This is a genomic window from Enterococcus gallinarum NBRC 100675, assembly GCF_001544275.1.
Lineage (GTDB): Bacteria > Bacillota > Bacilli > Lactobacillales > Enterococcaceae > Enterococcus_D > Enterococcus_D gallinarum.
This window is the reverse complement of sequence record NZ_BCQE01000017.1, coordinates 1-17,593: the sequence shown is the minus strand read 5'-3', so window position 1 is coordinate 17,593 and position 17,593 is coordinate 1. Positions and strand designations below refer to the sequence as shown.

The window sequence follows — 17,593 nt, the reverse complement described above, 5'->3', positions numbered from 1 at the left end:
ACGAAGAAAAAGCGGTTTGTCAATCCCTAGTTTTTTTGCTTTGAAGCATTGACGGATAGAAGGAAAACCGTCATAATTGATAATCATTATCAATAGAATTTTGAGGGAAAGATATGGCAAACTTACGCACGGTCGATTTGACTGTCGGCTATCAAAAACAAAAAATTGTGCAAAAGATAACAATCGACATCCCAGAAGGGAAGATCATTGGTTTGATCGGTCCTAATGGTAGTGGCAAGTCGACTTTTCTAAAAGCATTAGCCCGAATTCTGCTACCTATGGAAGGGGAAGTTTATCTAAATGAACAGAATCTACAAACAATCAAAACAAAGGAAGTCGCAAGCCAGATTGCTTTGTTGTCACAAGTCAGTGATTCTTCCATCGGCTTAACCATTCGAGAGATCGTTTCTTATGGTCGTTTTCCTTATCAAAAAGGGTTAGGTCGGTTGACCGCAAAAGATTATCAAGCCATTGAATGGGCATTAGCTGCGACAGATTTGACCGAACTAGCGGATGCTAGTATTCATACGCTTTCAGGAGGTCAGAAACAGCGGGTTTGGATCGCTATGGCTTTGGCACAAGATACAGAGATTGTTATCTTAGATGAACCGACGACTTTTTTAGATCCGGCACATCAATTAGAAGTGCTGTTATTGTTAAAACGAATCAATGAAAAATATGGGAAAACGATTATTATGTCGATTCACGATCTGAATCATGCATCTCGATTTTCTGATTATATTTTTGCCTTAAAAGAAGGTCAATTAATGACTTGGGGGACACCAGAAGAAGTTTTGACACATTCATGGCTCCAACAATTGTTCGCTATCGAAGCCGTTTTAGGTACGTTTCCCAATAGTTCGAAACCGTTGCTTTTGACCTATGAATTAGGAGCCAACACATGAAGAAATTTACGATTCTTTTGCTTGTTCTAAGCGGATTATTGGTTGCTGTGTTTTTTCTGGCATTGACGCAAGGAGCAGCTGATATTCCTTTAATAACTATTAAAGAGGCCTTTCGTGCATTTGATCCAGAAAATCAAACCCATCAAGTGATTAGAAATATCCGTTTGCCGCGGATCTGTGCTTCATTTATTGTTGGCAGCTGTTTTGCTGTAACTGGTGCCATCATGCAAGGAGTCACTAAAAATTCGCTAGCAGATAGCGGTTTACTAGGAATCAATAGTGGGGCTGCAGTCGGATTAGCCGTTGCATTTATCCTGTTTCCCTCACTACAACCGAATCAGGCTGCGTTGTTTTCTTTCTTAGGCGCTTTTCTAGCTACTTCTTTTTTATTTTTGTTGACGAAGTATTCAAGGATCGGTATGACGCCGACTGGATTGATTCTAGCGGGTGTTGCATTGAGTTCTTTTTTTTCTGCGATTAGTCAAGTATTGTCTTTACAATTTGATTTGAATCAAGATTTGGCCTTTTGGTTTATTGGCGGTGCAGCAAATGTAACGTGGACACAATTACAAGTGATCACCCCTATTTATCTGGTGGCGCTCTTCATCATCCTAGGACTCGGAAAGTCTTTGAATTTGCTGGCTATGGGAGATGAGACGGCAATCTCTTTAGGCAAACATCCTGAACGGATTCGACTTGTTTCTTTAGCCGTAGTTGTTCTATTAGCCGGGATGGCTGTTTCACTGGTGGGACCGGTCAGCTTTATTGGATTGATGGTCCCTCATGTGATTCGCGGACTGATTGGCAAAAATTATCAAATGATCTTACCTTTGACGATAGTGGCGGGGGGAATACTGGTAATCTTGGCAGATTGGGTAGGACGAATCATTCAGCCACCTTTTGAAACGCCTTTTGGAATCATGATGGCTTTGATTGGGGTTCCTTTCTTATTAGTGAAGATTCGGAGGGAACAGCTATGAAGAAAAAAATCGGTATCCTTTTTGTTTTGGTTCTTCTGGCGTTTTGTGGCAGTATCATGGTGGGAAAGACATTCTTTTCTTTTGATCTCTGGCTCGCTCTTTGGCAGCAAACTCTAACAGCTAGCCAGTCATTGATATTCTTCGATTTCCGACTTCCTCGAGCAGTACTGGCACTGATTGCTGGAAGTGCGTTTGGCTTCTCAGGTTTTTTGTTACAGGGAGTAACTAGAAATGAGTTGGCGGATGCAAGTATTTTAGGAATCAATAATGGAGCTGGCTTATGTGTCATGCTCTACTTAGGCTTTTATGCCCAGGGCTCCCAGCTGTTACCACTAATTGGTATGATCGGCGGACTATTAGCTGCACTGCTAGTCTATGCTATCGCTTATAAACAGCGGCAGCTGCTTTCAATGGAGCGGATTTTATTATCTGGAATTGCTATTAATGCTGGACTTGCTTCTGCGTCGTTATTATTGACTGTTCAATTGTCAAAAGAACGATATAGTTTTGTTACGGCATGGCTTTCGGGGGCTATCTGGGGAACTTCGTGGACGCAAGTGCTAAGTTTGTTGCCTTGGTTCTTGTTTCTAGGATTGTTGGCATTCTTGATTACACCTTTGATCAATTTGCTGGGTTTTGGAGAAGAACAGGCGATCAGTTTAGGCGTTCCCCTAAATCTTTTGCGTACCGGTTTATTGTTCGTAGCGATTGGCCTGGCCGCAAGCAGTGTTGGCTATACTGGAAACTTATCTTTTATTGGTTTGTTAGCGCCCCATATCGCTAAACGATTGATTGGCAAAGAATCTCGTTGGGCATTGATAGCAGCGGGAATGATTGGTGCTATTTTGGTACTAGTCAGCGACACAGTCGGCCGTCTTTTACTACAAAGTGGCGAAATTCCTGCTGGTATCGTGATTGCGATCATTGGTGCTCCGTACTTTTTGTTTTTGCTGATTCGTCAAAAAACGCAGTCGTGAGAATTTTTTCACGATTGCGTTTGCTATTTGAGTCCGGTTTTTGGTACTATTCGGAGTAGGAGTTGGTTAATTATGGATAAAAAAATTTTGCGTGAACAAGGGCTAACCCGACTCAAGCAACTGGATCCACAAGCAAAGCAAACTAAAGAGCGGATCATTCAGTCTTTGTTGTTTGCTTCCAAAGAGTGGCTCGAAGCAGAATCCATTGGCGTGATTCGGTCATTGCCGTTTGAATTTGATACAAAGCTAATTTTTGAGCGCGGATTTCACTCTGGCAAACAAATTGCCGTGCCACGATCTGTGGGAAAGAAACTTCACTTTTATCAAGTAGAGCCACAGACAGAATATCAGCTTTCCAGTTTTGGGGTAGAAGAGCCTCTTTCTCAAACAAAAATCGATGCATTGGATCTGGATCTTTTGATCGTTCCTGGTTTGATTTTTTCTCTTGAGGGATACCGGATTGGTTTTGGCGGCGGTTATTATGATCGGTTTCTGGCAGATTTCCAAGGGAAAACTGTGTCATTGGTTTTTGCAGAACAATTTGATGCCCGGTGGCAACCTGATTCTTTTGATATTCCGGTCCAGAAAATAATCACTGATAAAGTTTCTTTCGGAGAAAAAGGAGTAGACAATGAATAAACAAATGAAACGCTGGCTTAATCGTCCAATCTTTACTTATACGTTTTTAGCCATCCAGACGTTAGTCTTTATTATCGGCTATATTAGTCCGATGACTCAAGTGATGGGGGTGATGTTTGGCCCTTATGTTGCTTACATGAACGAGTATTGGCGTTTTGTAACGCCGATTTTCATTCACTTTGGTCTCGCTCATTTTGCAGTGAATTCTGTTATTCTTTATTTTATGGGACAACAGGTGGAAGCCATCTACGGTCATACTCGTTTCTTCATTTTGTATTTGATGAGTGGGATTATGGGGAACGCGATGAGTTTTGCCTTTAATCAGGCCGGTGTACAATCTGCAGGTGCGAGCACGTCATTGTTTGGTCTGTTTGGTGCTTTTCTGATTCTGGGACTCCACTTTAAGAATGATTACCAGATCCAAGCGATGGTTCGTCAATTTGCATTGTTCGTTGTTTTGAATTTCGTATTTGGTCTATTTGATCAATCGATTGATATTTGGGGACATGTCGGAGGAATCTTAGGAGGATTCATCTTAGGCAATGCATTGGCTTTACCAAAGAACTTCGGGAAATATTCGATTCATACCCGCATTCTTTCCGCCATTGTTTTTCTTTTTTTACTGGCAGTTTTTGTGATATATGGTTTAAAAAAGTATCAAATACTTGTATAATAAGCAGGAAGTGTGTTTATGGAAACGTTATATGACGTACAACAACTATTGAAACAATTTGGTGTCTATATTTATGTTGGCAAGCGAATCTATGATATCGAGTTGATTCAGATGGAAGTCAAAAATCTTTATGACAGCCGTTTGATCGATCGAGATACCTATTTGACCGCTTGGCGCATTTTAAAGCGTGAACATCGGATTGAAGAAAGCCGGGAGGAAAATAAGTGATGGACAAAAAAATCATCGGGATTGATCTAGGAGGAACAACAGTCAAGTTTGCTGTGTTGACTTCTGAAGGAGAGATTCAACAAAAATGGAGTATCGATACCAATATTCTTGATGAGGGTTCTCACATCGTACCAGAGATCATTGCATCAATCAATCATCGTCTGGATTTATATGGCATGAAAGCAGAAGACTTCATTGGGATCGGTATGGGGACTCCAGGAAGTGTCGATCGCAAAAAAGGAACAGTTATCGGTGCTTACAATTTGAACTGGAAAACGCTGCAACCTGTCAAAGAAGCGATTGAAAAAGGGACAGGGATTCCTTTTGCTATCGATAACGATGCCAATGTTGCTGCGTTAGGCGAACGCTGGAAAGGCGCAGGTGATAACAATCCGGATGTGATCTTTATCACCCTCGGTACAGGCGTTGGCGGTGGAATCATCATGGAAGGACAACTTTTGCATGGTGTAGCAGGATGTGCAGGAGAAATCGGCCATATTACTGTAGATCCAGAAGGATTTGAATGTACTTGCGGGAAACGTGGTTGTTTAGAGACCGTGTCAAGTGCGACGGGTGTCGTTCGGGTAGCGAGACATTTGGCGGAAGAGTATGCTGGCGATTCTGAATTGAAAAAAAATCTGGATAATGGCGAAGACATTTCCAGCAAAGATATTTTTGAAGCGGCCCAAGCGAAAGATCCGTTTGCATTGATGGTAGTAGATAAAGTCTGCTTCTATTTAGGCCTTGCTTGTGGAAACTTGGGCAATACACTGAATCCTTCAAGTATTGTACTGGGTGGCGGTGTCTCAGCAGCAGGTGAATTTTTACGTAGTCGTGTAGCAGCTTACTTTGCAGAATTCACATTCCCGCAAGTAACGGAAAGCACGGAAATCAAATTAGCTGAGTTAGGGAATGATGCTGGTGTGATCGGCGCTGCGTCATTAGCATTACAATTTGCAAAGTAGAGAGGAATAGGTAAGATGTCTGTTTGGAACTGGATTAATATTATTTTAGGATTGATTTTATTGGCAATCGCATTGAATTGGGCGTACTTCCAAATTATGGGAAGACGATCAGCCAAAATCATTTCCGAAGAAGAATTTAAAAATGGCATGAAAAAAGCACAAGTGATTGATGTGCGGGAGAAAAATGAGTTCGATGCCGGTCATATCTTAGGTGCACGAAATATCCCATTCACGGTATTAACAAATTCGTTTAGCGCATTTCGGAAAGATCAGCCCATCTACTTATATGATACCCGTAAATCTCTAAGTATCCGTGCTGCGAATAAACTTCGCAAAGAAGGGTTTAAAGAAGTTTACATTCTAAAAGAAGGCTATGAAGGCTGGAGCGGAAAAACGAAAAAGAAAACTAGTTAATTAATCAAAAGACTGAGATCAATGATCAAACAAGATGTTCCTAAGAGGCGCAAGAATGAGTCGTTAGAAACCATTCAACAGCTGTAACTAAGGATCTTGTCATCATGGACTCGGTCTTTTTTTTGAAAGAATGTGTTAAGGTAGATTCAAAGGAGTGGATGGAAATGATTAAAGTAAAACGTGTATACGAGGCTGCCGCACCAACAGATGGTTATCGGGTCCTTGTTGATCGAATCTGGCCAAGGGGCGTCAAAAAAGAAGTGGCGGTGATTGATTCTTGGTTGAAAGAGGTTGCTCCTAGTACAGAATTGCGTAAATGGTTTGGTCATGATCCAGAGCGCTATGATGCGTTTTGTCAAAGATACCTAGCAGAACTAAAAAAGAAGCCAACCGATGATGCCTTTAGAGCATTGCAACAAATAGTAAAAGACCACAAAACCGTGACATTGGTTTATGGTGCAAAAGATGAAACACATAATCAAGCGGTTGTATTAGCTGAGGAATTGAAAAAACTGCCATTGAAGTAAAATCTTCAATGGCAGTTTTTGTATTAACGAGAGACACTTTTACGCATAGCTCGTTTTCTTTTTTCTTCATTTAGTGCTTGTTGTTCGTCAATTGGATCGATCACTTGTTTTTTGACAGTCATGACTACGCTAGCAGCAGCTGCGATAGTTGCTACTGTACCAACTAAGAAACCTGAAAGAAATCGTTTCATTCTTCTCCACCTCGCCTTTATCTATTTATTTCTATTATGAAACAAAAGTGCAAAAATATCAAAAATAAGCCCTTGTAACGCGAGTAAAGTATTGATAAAATTTAGTAAATATTTTATAATAAATTTACTAAATTAAATGAAGGAGTGAAAAAGATGGAACAGCTACAACAAATTTTTGCAGAAAAATTCGGTGAAAAAGGCACAGGATCGTATTTTGCACCAGGACGAATCAACTTGATCGGGGAACATACAGATTATAATGGCGGGTATGTCTTTCCAGCCTCTATCACGATAGGAACATATGGTGTAGCACGAAAACGGGCAGATAAGCAAATACGTCTTTATTCGGAAAACTTCCCTGAAAAGGGGATCATCACTTTTTCTTTAGACGATTTGGAGTACCGCAAAGAAGACGATTGGACCAATTACCCTAAAGGTGTGATTCGCTATTTGAAAGCAGCGGGTCATGCAATCGACTCTGGTATTGAAATCGCTTTTTATGGCAATATTCCTAATGGTGCCGGCTTGTCTTCTTCAGCCTCCATTGAATTATTGACAGGAGTGATTCTTGATGATTTGTTCGGATTGGCGATCGAACGTTTAGAGTTGATTTTGACAGGGAAAAAAGTTGAGAATGAATTTATTGGGGTTAATTCAGGTATCATGGATCAGTTTGCTATAGGGATGGGAAAAAAAGACCATGCATTATTGCTAGATACCAACACTTTAGCTTATGACCTTGTACCTGCAGAATTTGGGGACTATGTCGTAGCTATCATGAATACAAACAAGCGGCGGGAATTGGCAGATTCGAAATACAACGAGCGCCGTGGGGAGTGTGAAGAAGCATTGAAACGGCTTCAAACGAAACTGAAAATCCAATCGCTTGGTGAATTGGACGAAGCAACGTTCTTTGCATATACTTCACTGATTGAAGATCCAACCTTGATCAAGCGCGCAAAACATGCTGTAACTGAGAATCAGCGTACCTTAAAAGCTAAAGCGGCATTGGAAGCGGGAGATTTAGAATCTTTTGGTCATCTGTTAGATGCTTCTCATGCTTCTTTAAGAGATGATTATGAAGTTACGGGTATCGAGTTGGACACTTTGGTGGCAGCGGCACAAGAACAGCCAGCAGTTTTAGGAGCTCGAATGACAGGGGCTGGATTTGGTGGTTGTGCAATCGCTTTGGTGAAAAAAAGCGAGTGGGAAGCATTTGCAACGGCTGTCAAAGAAAGCTATCGTGAAAAAATCGGCTATGAGACAGATATTTACCAAGCAAGCATTGATGATGGCGCGCGAAAACTGTAGAATGTAAGACGGATTCATTGAATAAATGAAAGAAAAGGATGATTAAGAATGGCTATTTTAGTATTAGGTGGCGCCGGATATATCGGCTCTCATGCAGTTGATCAATTGATTACGAAAGGATACCAAGCCGTTGTCGTGGATAACCTTTTAACAGGTCATCGTCAAGCGATCCATCCAGAGGCTGTTTTCTACGAAGGAGATATTCGAGACAAAGCATTTTTGCAAAGCGTTTTTGAGAAAGAAACGATTGATGGTGTGATCCATTTTGCCGCAAGTTCTCTTGTCGGTGAATCAGTTGAGAAACCGTTGAAATACTTCAACAATAATGTGTATGGGATGCAGGTATTATTAGAAGTAATGAAAGACAACAACGTTGAGCATATTGTCTTTTCTTCTACTGCAGCGACTTATGGCGAGCCAGAACAAAGCCCGATCACAGAAGAAACACCTACAAATCCCAAAAATCCTTATGGGGAAAGCAAACTCATGATGGAAAAAATGATGCGTTGGTGTGATGAAGCTTACGGCATGAAATACGTCGCTTTACGCTACTTTAATGTTGCAGGAGCTAAATCAGATGCTTCAATCGGGGAAGACCATGATCCTGAGACTCACTTAGTTCCAATCATCTTGCAAGTCGCTTTAGGTCAGCGTCAGGAGCTAGCAATTTTCGGTGATGACTATGATACGCCAGATGGAACTTGTATCAGAGACTACGTACATGTAGAAGATCTATGCAACGCCCACATTTTAGCATTAGAATATTTGAAAAAAGGCAATCCTAGCAATGTTTTCAATCTTGGCAGCAACAATGGCTACTCAGTCAAAGAAATGTTGGATGCAGCGCGTACTGTTACGCAAAAAGATATTCCAGCGAAAGTAGCACCGCGACGTGCCGGAGATCCGGGAACATTGGTCGCTTCTAGTGATAAAGCAAAAGCGGTGTTAGGGTGGGAACCTAGTTACACCGATGTGAAACAAATAATTGAAACAGCTTGGAATTGGCACGTTAGCCATCCAGAAGGTTATCAAGACTAGGAGGCAACAAAATGACGCTCAGTCAAACAATCTGTGATTTCGTGACATTAGCGATCCAGGCTGGTGGTTGGATGGAAATGGATCGTATTTATTTACAAAATAGGATCCTTGGTATGATTAGTGAAGAAGCCTTTGAATCAGCTACTGTCCGACCGGTCGAAGAACCAGCCGTGGTATTGATGGATCAATTGGTCACTCAAGCCAAAAAAAATCAGGTGATCGGCGAGGCACTTGCTGAAACGGAAATCCTTGAAGCGCAATTGATGGATTTCTTGACGCCACCGCCTTCTGTGGTCAATGCTTTCTTTGCCCAGCACTATGCAAAAGACCCACAAGAGGCAACGGACTATTTTTACCATTTGTGTCAGCAAAATGATTACATCAAGACTCGAGCCATCAAGAAAAATATTGTTTTTCCGGTAATGACCGAGTATGGAGAATTAGAGATCACGATCAATCTATCCAAACCCGAAAAAGATCCGAAAGAAATCGCTGCGCAGCGAGCAGCAGCAGCGATCGATTATCCTAAATGTCTCCTTTGTTTGGAAAATGAAGGTTATAAAGGGCGGATGAATTACCCGGCTCGGACAAATCATCGCATTATTCGGATGAATCTGGACGGCGAAGCATGGGGACTTCAGTACTCTCCGTATGCTTATTACAATGAGCATTCCATCTTTTTGTCTTTAGAGCATCGTCCGATGAAGATCACGCGCAAAACCTTTGATCGTCTATTGCAAATCATTGAGGTCCTGCCTCACTATTTTGTCGGTTCAAATGCTGATTTGCCGATCGTAGGCGGATCGATCTTGTCCCACGATCATTATCAAGGTGGACGGCATACATTTGCGATGGCAAAAGCACCCATTGAGAAAACATTCAAACTAACTGGTTTTGACGAGCTAACGGTGGGAATCGTTAAATGGCCGCTTTCGGTTATTCGGATTCAAGGTCGAGACAAGCAAAAAGTGGCTGCTGCTTCTGATTATATTTTGGCACAATGGAAAGAGTACTCAGATCCTTCCGTTTCGATCAATGCTTATTCAGAAGATGGCACACCGCACCACACCATCACACCAATTGCTCGAAAACAGGGCGAACACTTTGAAATGGATCTTGTTCTTCGGGATAACAATGTTTCTGACGAACATCCTGATGGTATTTTTCATCCTCATAAAGATGTTCAGCATATCAAAAAAGAAAACATTGGGTTAATCGAGGTGATGGGATTAGCGGTCTTGCCTCCGCGTTTAGCAACGGAGTTAGAAGAAGTGAGGGCCTACCTTCTTGATCAGCCAAATCAAATTGCTGCTTATCATATTCCGTGGGCACAAGAGATGAAGGAATCCTATACCATCACTGAGGAGAATGTAACAGAGATTGTTTATCAAGAAGTTGGTGGAATTTTTGCAAAAGTTTTGGAATACGCAGGAGTTTTCAAGCGGGATGCATCCGGTCAGGCTGCATTCATGCGTTTTATCAATAAACTTTGAAGTTATTGAGATGAATTGGAAAGAATGGAGGCGCGGGAATGGCTACAATCAAAGATATTGCTGAACAGGCAGGCGTTTCACCAGCGACCGTTTCTCGTGTCCTCAATTATGACAGTGAGTTAGCCGTCAGTTCAGAAACCAAAGAAAAAATATTCAAAACCGCCGAAGCACTGAACTATACAAAGCATAAAAAGAAAAGCCAAGTCGAAAACGGTCGGATTCGTTTGATTCAATGGTTTGATACCGAAGAAGAACTGGCAGATCTTTACTATTTAGCTATTCGGCTTGGGATTGAGAACAAGACGGAAGAATTGGGGATTCGTTTGCTAAAAGAATCGTTTGCTTCTATCAGTGAGACCCAAGTAGATGGAACGATTGCTTTAGGAAAATTTGATGCCCAGCAGATCGCACAATTAAAAAAGACGCAGCCTCATCTGCTACTCGTTGATTTTGACGGGCTGTCGGCTGGAGTGGATTCATTGGTAGTCGATTTTCAGCAAGCAGTGGATTTGGTCATTGATCATTTTGTTGCTAAAGGACATCAAAAAATCGGCATCTTATCTGGTATTGAATATACAAAAGGAAGTCGACAAGAAATTGAAGATCCGCGGCTGACGCTATTCAAGGAACGACTGACACGCTTGCGTCTTTATGACGAAGGGTATCACATTGCGGCACCGTTTACTGTCGAAGATGGATATCAGGCAATGAAACAGTTCTTGCAAGACACCTTGCCACTACCTACTGCGTTATTTGCTTCCAGCGATGCTTTAGCCATCGGAGCACTGCGGGCACTGCAGGAAGAAAAGATTCGTGTGCCAGAAGATATCTCCTTGATCGGCTTTAACGATGTCAGTGTTGCCAAATATGTTTTTCCAACCCTTTCGACAATCAAAGTTCATACGGAGTGGATGGGAGAGTTGGCTGTAACCACACTACTTGAGATCATCAAGAATCCAGCTCCTGTTCCGCGAAAGGTCACTATCGCAACGGAATTGATTAAACGTCAATCGACGAATCAATGATGGGGAAGTTCATCTGCAACAAATAGAAATGTCCTGAGAATCTATGGGAAAAAGTCTCCAGAAATGGAACAGTTTTCCGTCGCAGTCAGAAACTGTCGCGGCTGCCATAGATTCTTTGGTCATTTTTTTAGTTCACCAGTAACCATGCACTTATGAAAACAAATAAGCAAAGTTTGGCATTTTATCAGAATATGGTAAAATATGAGTGAGTTTTTTGATTGGGGAGAAAAAGCAATGAAAACATTAGCGATCGATACATCAAATCAAACATTGGCCATTGCAATCATGGATGGTCAGGAGATCCTAGGACAAAGTCAGACGATGGCTATCAAAAATCACAGCAGTGCATTGATGCCAGCAATCGATTTATTGATGCAATCTGTAGGGGTATTGCCGCAGCAGTTAGAGCGAATCGCAGTTGCCCAAGGTCCGGGATCTTATACAGGATTGCGGATCGGTGTCACGACCGCTAAAACATTAGCCGATACATTACATATCCCATTGGTGGGCGTGTCGAGTTTGAAGAACATAGCTGCGAATTGTGTTGGGGTTTTGAAAGTGATCGTGCCATTATTTGACGCACGCCGCAACAATGTCTATGCCGGTGGCTATCGTTGGCAAGAAGGGAAGCTGCAGTCAGTGATCCCTGACCAGCATGTGGCATTACCGACATTGTTGCATGCATTAGCTGAGTTAGACACAGAGGTACTATTTGTTGGCGCTGATGCTGCAAAATTTGCCCCGCAAATCACTGAAGCAATGCCGTCTGCACAGATCAATCAAGTTTCTTTGTGGAATTATCCGAATGGCGTCGTGTTGGCAGAATTAAGTGAAACAGAGGAACCCGTTTCGTCGATCCATGATTTTGTGCCAGAGTATTTGAAACTTGTTGAAGCGGAAGAAAAGTGGTTGGCATCTCATACTCCAGGAGCGGATACGTATGTTGAAAAAATTTAAATCTTTCAAAGGAAAGCTGACCCTTTTTCGTAAAGTTCAATACCCGGAACAGACGAAAACGATTCAGGATGAAACGTATGTGATCCGTGAAATCGTCGGCGAAGATATCAAAGAGTTACTGCAAGTGGAACGATTGGTGTATGCCGGGGAGCTGCCTTGGACCAAGAGCGCGTTTCTTTCAGAGATTTATTCGCGATTTAAGCATTTGTACTTGTGTATCTTACAAAATGAGCGCATGATCGGTTTTGCGGGCGTTCGTTTGTTGGGAGAAGATGCTCATATTACCAATATTGCTGTTATACCTGAATATCAAGGCCGAGGTGTCGGCTCTTTTTTGTTGACTGAAATCGAACAGTATGCGCGAAAAAACAAATGTGACCGAATTTCGTTAGAAGTGCGTTTAAGTAATCGTGACGCTCAGCGGCTTTATCGAAAGCTGGGCTTTGTCTCACGAGCAATCAAAACTGCCTACTATACAGAAGGAAATGAAGATGCATTGGATATGGTGAAATTTTTAAATGAATAAACTGTTGAATAAAGAAGAGTTGCCTGCAAAAAGCGAAGAGCTGTTATGGCAATTGGCAGAAGCGAGTTATCAAGATGGCTCTCCCTGGACTTGTGAACAATTCAAGCAGGATTTGACTGCTGCCCACAGTCACTATTTAGTACTCCAGCCAATGGAGGCATTTGTTAGTTACCATCGGGTTTTAGACGAAGCCGAAATCTTTAATCTCGCAGTCCTACCGGAAAAAAAGGGACAAGGGTTGGGGAAACTCTTGCTGCAAGCTGTTATTCAGTCTTGTCAATCTGCTGGCGTCGAAAGGATTTTTCTAGAAGTGCGGGTCAGTAATTTTCCAGCACAAGCCTTATACCTGCGAATGGGTTTTGAAATCATTGGGCGGCGCAAAAATTATTATAGTCATCCTCAAGAGGATGCATTGATCATGGAAAAGAAAGTGAGGCCAGCATCAATCAAATGAATGAATTGATTTTAGCCATTGAAAGCAGTTGCGACGAAACAAGTGTCGCTGTCATAAAGAACGGGGACACGATTTTAAGCAATATCGTGGCTTCTCAAATTAAAAGTCATCAACGTTTTGGTGGCGTTGTCCCAGAAGTAGCTAGTCGACATCATGTGGAGCAGATTACTCTTTGTTTAGAAGAGGCACTGAAACAAGCAGAAGTAACACCAGAAGACTTATCCGCTGTAGCGGTCACGTATGGTCCAGGCTTAGTGGGGGCGTTGCTGATCGGTCTTTCGGCCGCCAAAGCGTTTGCCTGGGCGCATGGATTACCCTTGTTGCCAGTCAATCATATGGCGGGGCATATCTATGCGGTCCGTTTTGTCAAACCTCTGACCTTTCCACTGCTTGCCTTGCTAGTGAGCGGTGGTCATACGGAGTTAGTTTATATGACAGAAGATGGTTCCTTTGAGATTATTGGCGAGACACGTGACGATGCTGCAGGAGAAGCATATGACAAAGTGGGACGAGTCTTAGGACTTTCTTATCCTAGCGGAAAAGAAATCGATCGTTTGGCGCATTTAGGTGAGGACACGTACCATTTTCCCAGAGCAATGATCCATGAAGACAACTTTGATTTTAGTTTTAGCGGATTAAAGAGTGCCTTTATTAATTTTGTCCATAATGCGCAGCAACGAGGAGAAACATTGGACGAAGCCAACCTTGCTGCTAGTTTTCAAGCAAGTGTCGTAGAGGTTTTGGTCACTAAGACGATTCGCGCTTGCAAGACTTATCCTGTCAACCAATTGATTGTAGCAGGTGGCGTTGCTGCAAACCAAGGCCTGCGTCAGGCACTAGATGAAGCAATGAGTGAACTGCCTGAGATTGACTTGATTATCCCACCTTTGCGCTTATGTGGCGATAATGCGGCAATGATCGGGGCCTTTGGGCATATTCTGTTAGAAAAACAACAGTTTGCCCCATTATCATTAAATGCCATGCCAAGCCTAAGTTTTGGTCATGAAATGAAATAATCAAGCATTTTCTGCTCAACATTACAGAGAAGACCGTGGTGTCATTGGGATACGAATCCGAATGGCAGCCACGGTCTTTTTTTCAACTATTTGGATATAATTGATTAAAAATACGTAAAATTTCTATATATTGAATAAAAATTATAAAAGTTGTATACTGGCTAAAAACATAGGCAAGAAAGGGTGCAAAAGAAATGAAATCCGTTTTTAAAGGTCGCAGTTTTTTAGCAGAAAAAGATTTTACCAGAGATGAATTGCAGTATCTGATCGATTTTTCATTACATGTAAAAGAATTAAAGCAAAAGAATATCCCGCATCGTTATTTGGAAGGAAAAAATGTCGCTCTTTTGTTTGAAAAAAATTCTACTCGAACACGAGCCGCCTTTACCGTTGCTGCCGTTGATCTAGGAGCGCATCCGGAATTTTTAGGAGCAAATGATATCCAGATGGGATCAAAAGAATCTGTTGAGGACTCTGCAAAAGTATTTGGTCGGATGTTTGATGGGATTGAATATCGAGGATTTAGCCAAAGAATCGTTGAAGACTTGGCGAAATATTCTGGTGTACCTGTCTGGAATGGATTGTCTGACATGTGGCATCCGACACAGATGATCGCAGACTTTATGACGATTCAAGAAAATTTTGGCAGTCTTGAAGGTCTGACGATTGCTTACTGCGGCGATGGAAGAAATAACGTTGCGCAATCCTTACTTGTGACTAGCGGGATTCTCGGTGTTGCTATTCGAATCATCGCACCAAAAGAATTACAGCCGGAACAGCAAGTCATCGAGCTGGCAGAGCAATTTGCCCAAGCATCACAAGCAGAGATTTTAATTACAGATGATGTGACAGCTGTAGCAGGAGCAGACGTCGTTTATACCGATGTATGGGTTTCAATGGGAGAAGAAGCAAAATTTAAAGAACGAATCGACTTGCTGATGCCTTACCAAGTAAATGCTGAATTAATGAAAAAAACCAATAATGAACAAGCTATTTTCCTCCATTGTTTACCAGCTTTTCATGATACACAAACCAAATATGGGGCTAAAATCGCTGCTGATTTTGGCTTGAAGGAGATGGAAGTGACGAATGACGTTTTTCACAGCAAGCAAGCGCGCCAGTTCGATCAAGCAGAAAATCGCCTTCACTCTATCAAAGCCATTATGGCTGTCACCCTTGGAGATCTTTTTATTCCAAAGGTTTAAATAGCGAAATCCATGCAAAGGCGAAAAACCGGCTAGCCAAACCGATTATTTTTTGTTATACTTTCTGGGAACAAAATAGTAGATAATCGATGAGCAAGAAGAGTAGCTTTTGTTTTTCAGCGAGTTCGGGAAGGTGTGAGCCGAACAATCAAGAAAGTGAAGCGCACTTGTGAGATTTTGCCTAGCAAACGGAATTCTGCCGTTATCAGAAATAAGTAGGTTTTTTAAGGATCATTCCTTAAGGGACAAATAGAGTGGTACCGCGGGAAATCTCGTCTCTAGTGCATGTGATGCACTAGAGGCTTTTTTTAGTTGTTCCGCGTGTACATTCGCTGGGCATTGCTTTCGTATCGAAACAAATGGAGGGAAAGAAAATGAATAATAAACAAATCGTTGCACAAGCTATTTATGCCGCTGTCAAAGAAGATTTGACTTTAGAACAAGTCAGTCAATTGTTAGAAAATCCTAAAACTGCTGAACACGGAGACGTTGCTTTTCCTGCCTTTGCCTTAGCTAAAGTCTATCGCAAAGCACCGCAACAGATCGCTAGCGAACTGGCGGAAAAAATTGATCCAGCTTCTTTTGAAAAAATCGAAGTCGTGGGTCCGTACTTGAACTTTTTTATGAATAAAGAAGTGATCAGCGAACACGTCTTACAAACCGTCTTGAAGGAAAAAAATCATTATGGAGATCAATCAATTGGCAATCAGCAGACGGTTCCGATTGATATGTCTTCACCAAACATTGCGAAACCAATCTCCATGGGCCATTTGCGTTCTACGGTGATCGGAAATTCGATTGGCTTTATTCTTGAAAAAATCGGTTATCAGCCAATTCGGATCAATCATTTAGGAGACTGGGGAACTCAATTTGGGAAATTGATCGTCGCCTATAAAAAATGGGGTTCTGAAGAAGCAGTTAAAAAAGAACCAATCAATGAACTCTTGCGTTTATATGTTGAATTCCATGAACAAGCAGAAAATGATAAAGCGTTGGAAGACGAAGCTCGGGCATGGTTCAAGAAGTTAGAAGACGGTGATCAAGAAGCAACCGAATTATGGCAATGGTTCCGCGATGAGTCATTGCAAGAATTCAACAAAATCTATGACATGCTGGAAGTAAGTTTTGATTCATTGAATGGGGAAGCCTTCTACAATGATAAAATGACGGAAGTCGTTGAACTTTTGGAAGAAAAACATTTGTTACAAGAAGACCAAGGCGCAGAAATCGTTGATTTGTCTGCCTATGATCTCAATCCAGCGTTGATCCGCAAATCTGACGGCGCAACATTATATATCACTCGGGATATGGCGGCAGCATTGTACCGCAAACGGACTTATGACTTTGCTAAGTCTCTGTACGTTGTCGGTAACGAACAAAGCTATCACTTTAAGCAATTGAAAGCAGTTCTTAAAGAAATGGGCTTCGATTGGTCAGATGATATGCACCACATTCCATTTGGTTTGATCACCAAAGATGGTAAGAAGCTGTCTACTCGTAAAGGAAAAATCGTTTTATTAGAAGAAGTGTTGAATGAGGCCATCGAATCTGCGAAAGAACAAATCACAGAAAAAAATCCAGGCTTAGCGAACAAAGATGAAGTGGCAAAACAAGTGGGTGTCGGTGCGGTCGTCTTTCATGATTTAAAAAATGATCGCTTGAACAACTTCGATTTCACATTGGAAGAAGTCGTTCGTTTTGAAGGAGAAACCGGACCTTACGTCCAATATTCTCATGCACGGGCGATGAGCATTCTAGAAAAAGCACAATTTGATCCTGCCAATGCGCAAGCTCTTGCTTTGAATGATGCAGAGAGCTGGGAAGTGATCAAGTTGATCCAACGCTACCCAGAAACTATCTTACAGGCTGCAGATAAATATGAGCCATCAGTGATTGCTAAACATGCGATCAAATTAGCGCAAGCCTTCAATAAATATTATGCAAATGTCAAGATTTTAGCAGAAGATGCGCAAAAAGATGCTCGATTGGCATTGGTTTACGCTGTAACGGTCTTGTTAAAAGAAGATTTGCGTCTGTTAGGATTACATGCACCTGATAAAATGTAAATT

The 17,593-nt window shown here is 41.8% G+C and carries 20 protein-coding genes and 1 other annotated feature; of the genes, 19 read left to right on the top strand and 1 reads right to left on the bottom strand.

Annotated elements, in window-relative coordinates:
• The first annotated feature begins 113 nt into the window (after positions 1-113).
• From EG2_RS10930 to EG2_RS10890, 9 genes are all read left to right on the top strand, one after another.
• Positions 114-905 carry an ABC transporter ATP-binding protein gene (locus EG2_RS10930; RefSeq protein WP_060814786.1) on the top strand — a complete coding sequence of 264 codons (792 nt, stop codon included), beginning with the start codon at positions 114-116 and terminating at the stop codon, positions 903-905.
• Positions 902-1,885 (top strand): FecCD family ABC transporter permease, encoded by a 984-nt coding sequence (locus EG2_RS10925; RefSeq protein WP_060814785.1) that lies wholly within the window; start codon positions 902-904, stop codon positions 1,883-1,885. The genes EG2_RS10930 and EG2_RS10925 overlap by 4 nt, the downstream gene beginning before the upstream one ends.
• Positions 1,882-2,862, top strand: coding sequence for a FecCD family ABC transporter permease (locus tag EG2_RS10920; protein WP_060814784.1), 981 nt, complete (start codon positions 1,882-1,884; stop codon positions 2,860-2,862). Before EG2_RS10925 ends, EG2_RS10920 begins: the two co-directional genes overlap by 4 nt.
• Positions 2,863-2,934: 72 nt before the next feature.
• Positions 2,935-3,501 (top strand): 5-formyltetrahydrofolate cyclo-ligase, encoded by a 567-nt coding sequence (locus EG2_RS10915; protein WP_060814783.1) that lies wholly within the window; start codon positions 2,935-2,937, stop codon positions 3,499-3,501.
• Complete coding sequence (locus EG2_RS10910) at positions 3,494-4,174, top strand: rhomboid family intramembrane serine protease (RefSeq protein WP_060814782.1); 681 nt, start codon at positions 3,494-3,496, stop codon at positions 4,172-4,174. Before EG2_RS10915 ends, EG2_RS10910 begins: the two co-directional genes overlap by 8 nt.
• Positions 4,175-4,192: 18 nt before the next feature.
• Positions 4,193-4,402: a YqgQ family protein gene (locus tag EG2_RS10905; protein ID WP_005472182.1), complete on the top strand. Its 210-nt coding sequence runs from the start codon at positions 4,193-4,195 to the stop codon at positions 4,400-4,402.
• On the top strand, positions 4,402-5,367 hold the full coding sequence (locus tag EG2_RS10900; RefSeq protein WP_005472183.1) for an ROK family glucokinase: 966 nt from the start codon (positions 4,402-4,404) through the stop codon (positions 5,365-5,367). The genes EG2_RS10905 and EG2_RS10900 overlap by 1 nt, the downstream gene beginning before the upstream one ends.
• A 15-nt stretch (positions 5,368-5,382) precedes the next feature.
• A complete protein-coding gene (locus EG2_RS10895; protein WP_060814781.1) occupies positions 5,383-5,781 on the top strand; it encodes a rhodanese-like domain-containing protein in 399 nt (132 codons plus the stop codon).
• 164 nt (positions 5,782-5,945) lie between these two features.
• On the top strand, positions 5,946-6,308 hold the full coding sequence (locus EG2_RS10890) for a DUF488 domain-containing protein (protein ID WP_060814780.1): 363 nt from the start codon (positions 5,946-5,948) through the stop codon (positions 6,306-6,308).
• A 23-nt stretch (positions 6,309-6,331) separates the two neighbouring features.
• On the opposite strand, the gene EG2_RS18465 is transcribed toward EG2_RS10890, so the two are convergent.
• The gene (locus EG2_RS18465) at positions 6,332-6,499 is read right to left on the bottom strand and encodes a DUF3042 family protein (RefSeq protein WP_003126853.1); all 168 of its coding nucleotides are present in this window, start codon (positions 6,497-6,499) and stop codon (positions 6,332-6,334) included.
• 153 nt (positions 6,500-6,652) lie between these two features.
• Here EG2_RS18465 and EG2_RS10885 point away from each other — a divergent pair, with 153 nt between their 5' ends.
• The 10 genes from EG2_RS10885 (at position 6,653) to argS (ending at position 17,590) form a co-directional block, all read left to right on the top strand.
• Positions 6,653-7,810 carry a galactokinase gene (locus EG2_RS10885; RefSeq protein ID WP_060814779.1) on the top strand — a complete coding sequence of 386 codons (1,158 nt, stop codon included), beginning with the start codon at positions 6,653-6,655 and terminating at the stop codon, positions 7,808-7,810.
• Between the two features lie 48 nt (positions 7,811-7,858).
• Positions 7,859-8,848: a UDP-glucose 4-epimerase GalE gene (galE, locus tag EG2_RS10880; RefSeq protein WP_060814778.1), complete on the top strand. Its 990-nt coding sequence runs from the start codon at positions 7,859-7,861 to the stop codon at positions 8,846-8,848.
• An 11-nt stretch (positions 8,849-8,859) separates the two neighbouring features.
• On the top strand, positions 8,860-10,341 hold the full coding sequence (gene galT / locus EG2_RS10875; RefSeq protein WP_060814777.1) for a UDP-glucose--hexose-1-phosphate uridylyltransferase: 1,482 nt from the start codon (positions 8,860-8,862) through the stop codon (positions 10,339-10,341).
• A 38-nt stretch (positions 10,342-10,379) separates the two neighbouring features.
• Positions 10,380-11,366 (top strand): LacI family DNA-binding transcriptional regulator, encoded by a 987-nt coding sequence (locus tag EG2_RS10870; protein ID WP_060814776.1) that lies wholly within the window; start codon positions 10,380-10,382, stop codon positions 11,364-11,366.
• A gap of 234 nt (positions 11,367-11,600) precedes the next feature.
• Positions 11,601-12,323: a tRNA (adenosine(37)-N6)-threonylcarbamoyltransferase complex dimerization subunit type 1 TsaB gene (tsaB, locus tag EG2_RS10865; RefSeq protein WP_060814775.1), complete on the top strand. Its 723-nt coding sequence runs from the start codon at positions 11,601-11,603 to the stop codon at positions 12,321-12,323.
• Complete coding sequence (gene rimI, locus EG2_RS10860) at positions 12,307-12,849, top strand: ribosomal protein S18-alanine N-acetyltransferase (protein WP_060814774.1); 543 nt, start codon at positions 12,307-12,309, stop codon at positions 12,847-12,849. The genes tsaB and rimI (EG2_RS10860) overlap by 17 nt, the downstream gene beginning before the upstream one ends.
• Positions 12,842-13,303 carry a ribosomal protein S18-alanine N-acetyltransferase gene (rimI, locus tag EG2_RS10855; RefSeq protein ID WP_060814773.1) on the top strand — a complete coding sequence of 154 codons (462 nt, stop codon included), beginning with the start codon at positions 12,842-12,844 and terminating at the stop codon, positions 13,301-13,303. The genes rimI (EG2_RS10860) and rimI (EG2_RS10855) overlap by 8 nt, the downstream gene beginning before the upstream one ends.
• Complete coding sequence (tsaD, locus tag EG2_RS10850; RefSeq protein WP_060814772.1) at positions 13,300-14,319, top strand: tRNA (adenosine(37)-N6)-threonylcarbamoyltransferase complex transferase subunit TsaD; 1,020 nt, start codon at positions 13,300-13,302, stop codon at positions 14,317-14,319. The genes rimI (EG2_RS10855) and tsaD overlap by 4 nt, the downstream gene beginning before the upstream one ends.
• 194 nt (positions 14,320-14,513) lie before the next feature.
• Positions 14,514-15,524, top strand: coding sequence for an ornithine carbamoyltransferase (argF, locus tag EG2_RS10845; protein WP_060814771.1), 1,011 nt, complete (start codon positions 14,514-14,516; stop codon positions 15,522-15,524).
• Positions 15,525-15,604: 80 nt separating this feature from the next.
• Positions 15,605-15,807, top strand: a binding site (T-box leader).
• Positions 15,808-15,898: 91 nt separating this feature from the next.
• Positions 15,899-17,590: an arginine--tRNA ligase gene (argS, locus tag EG2_RS10840; protein WP_060814770.1), complete on the top strand. Its 1,692-nt coding sequence runs from the start codon at positions 15,899-15,901 to the stop codon at positions 17,588-17,590.
• Positions 17,591-17,593: the final 3 nt, after the last annotated feature.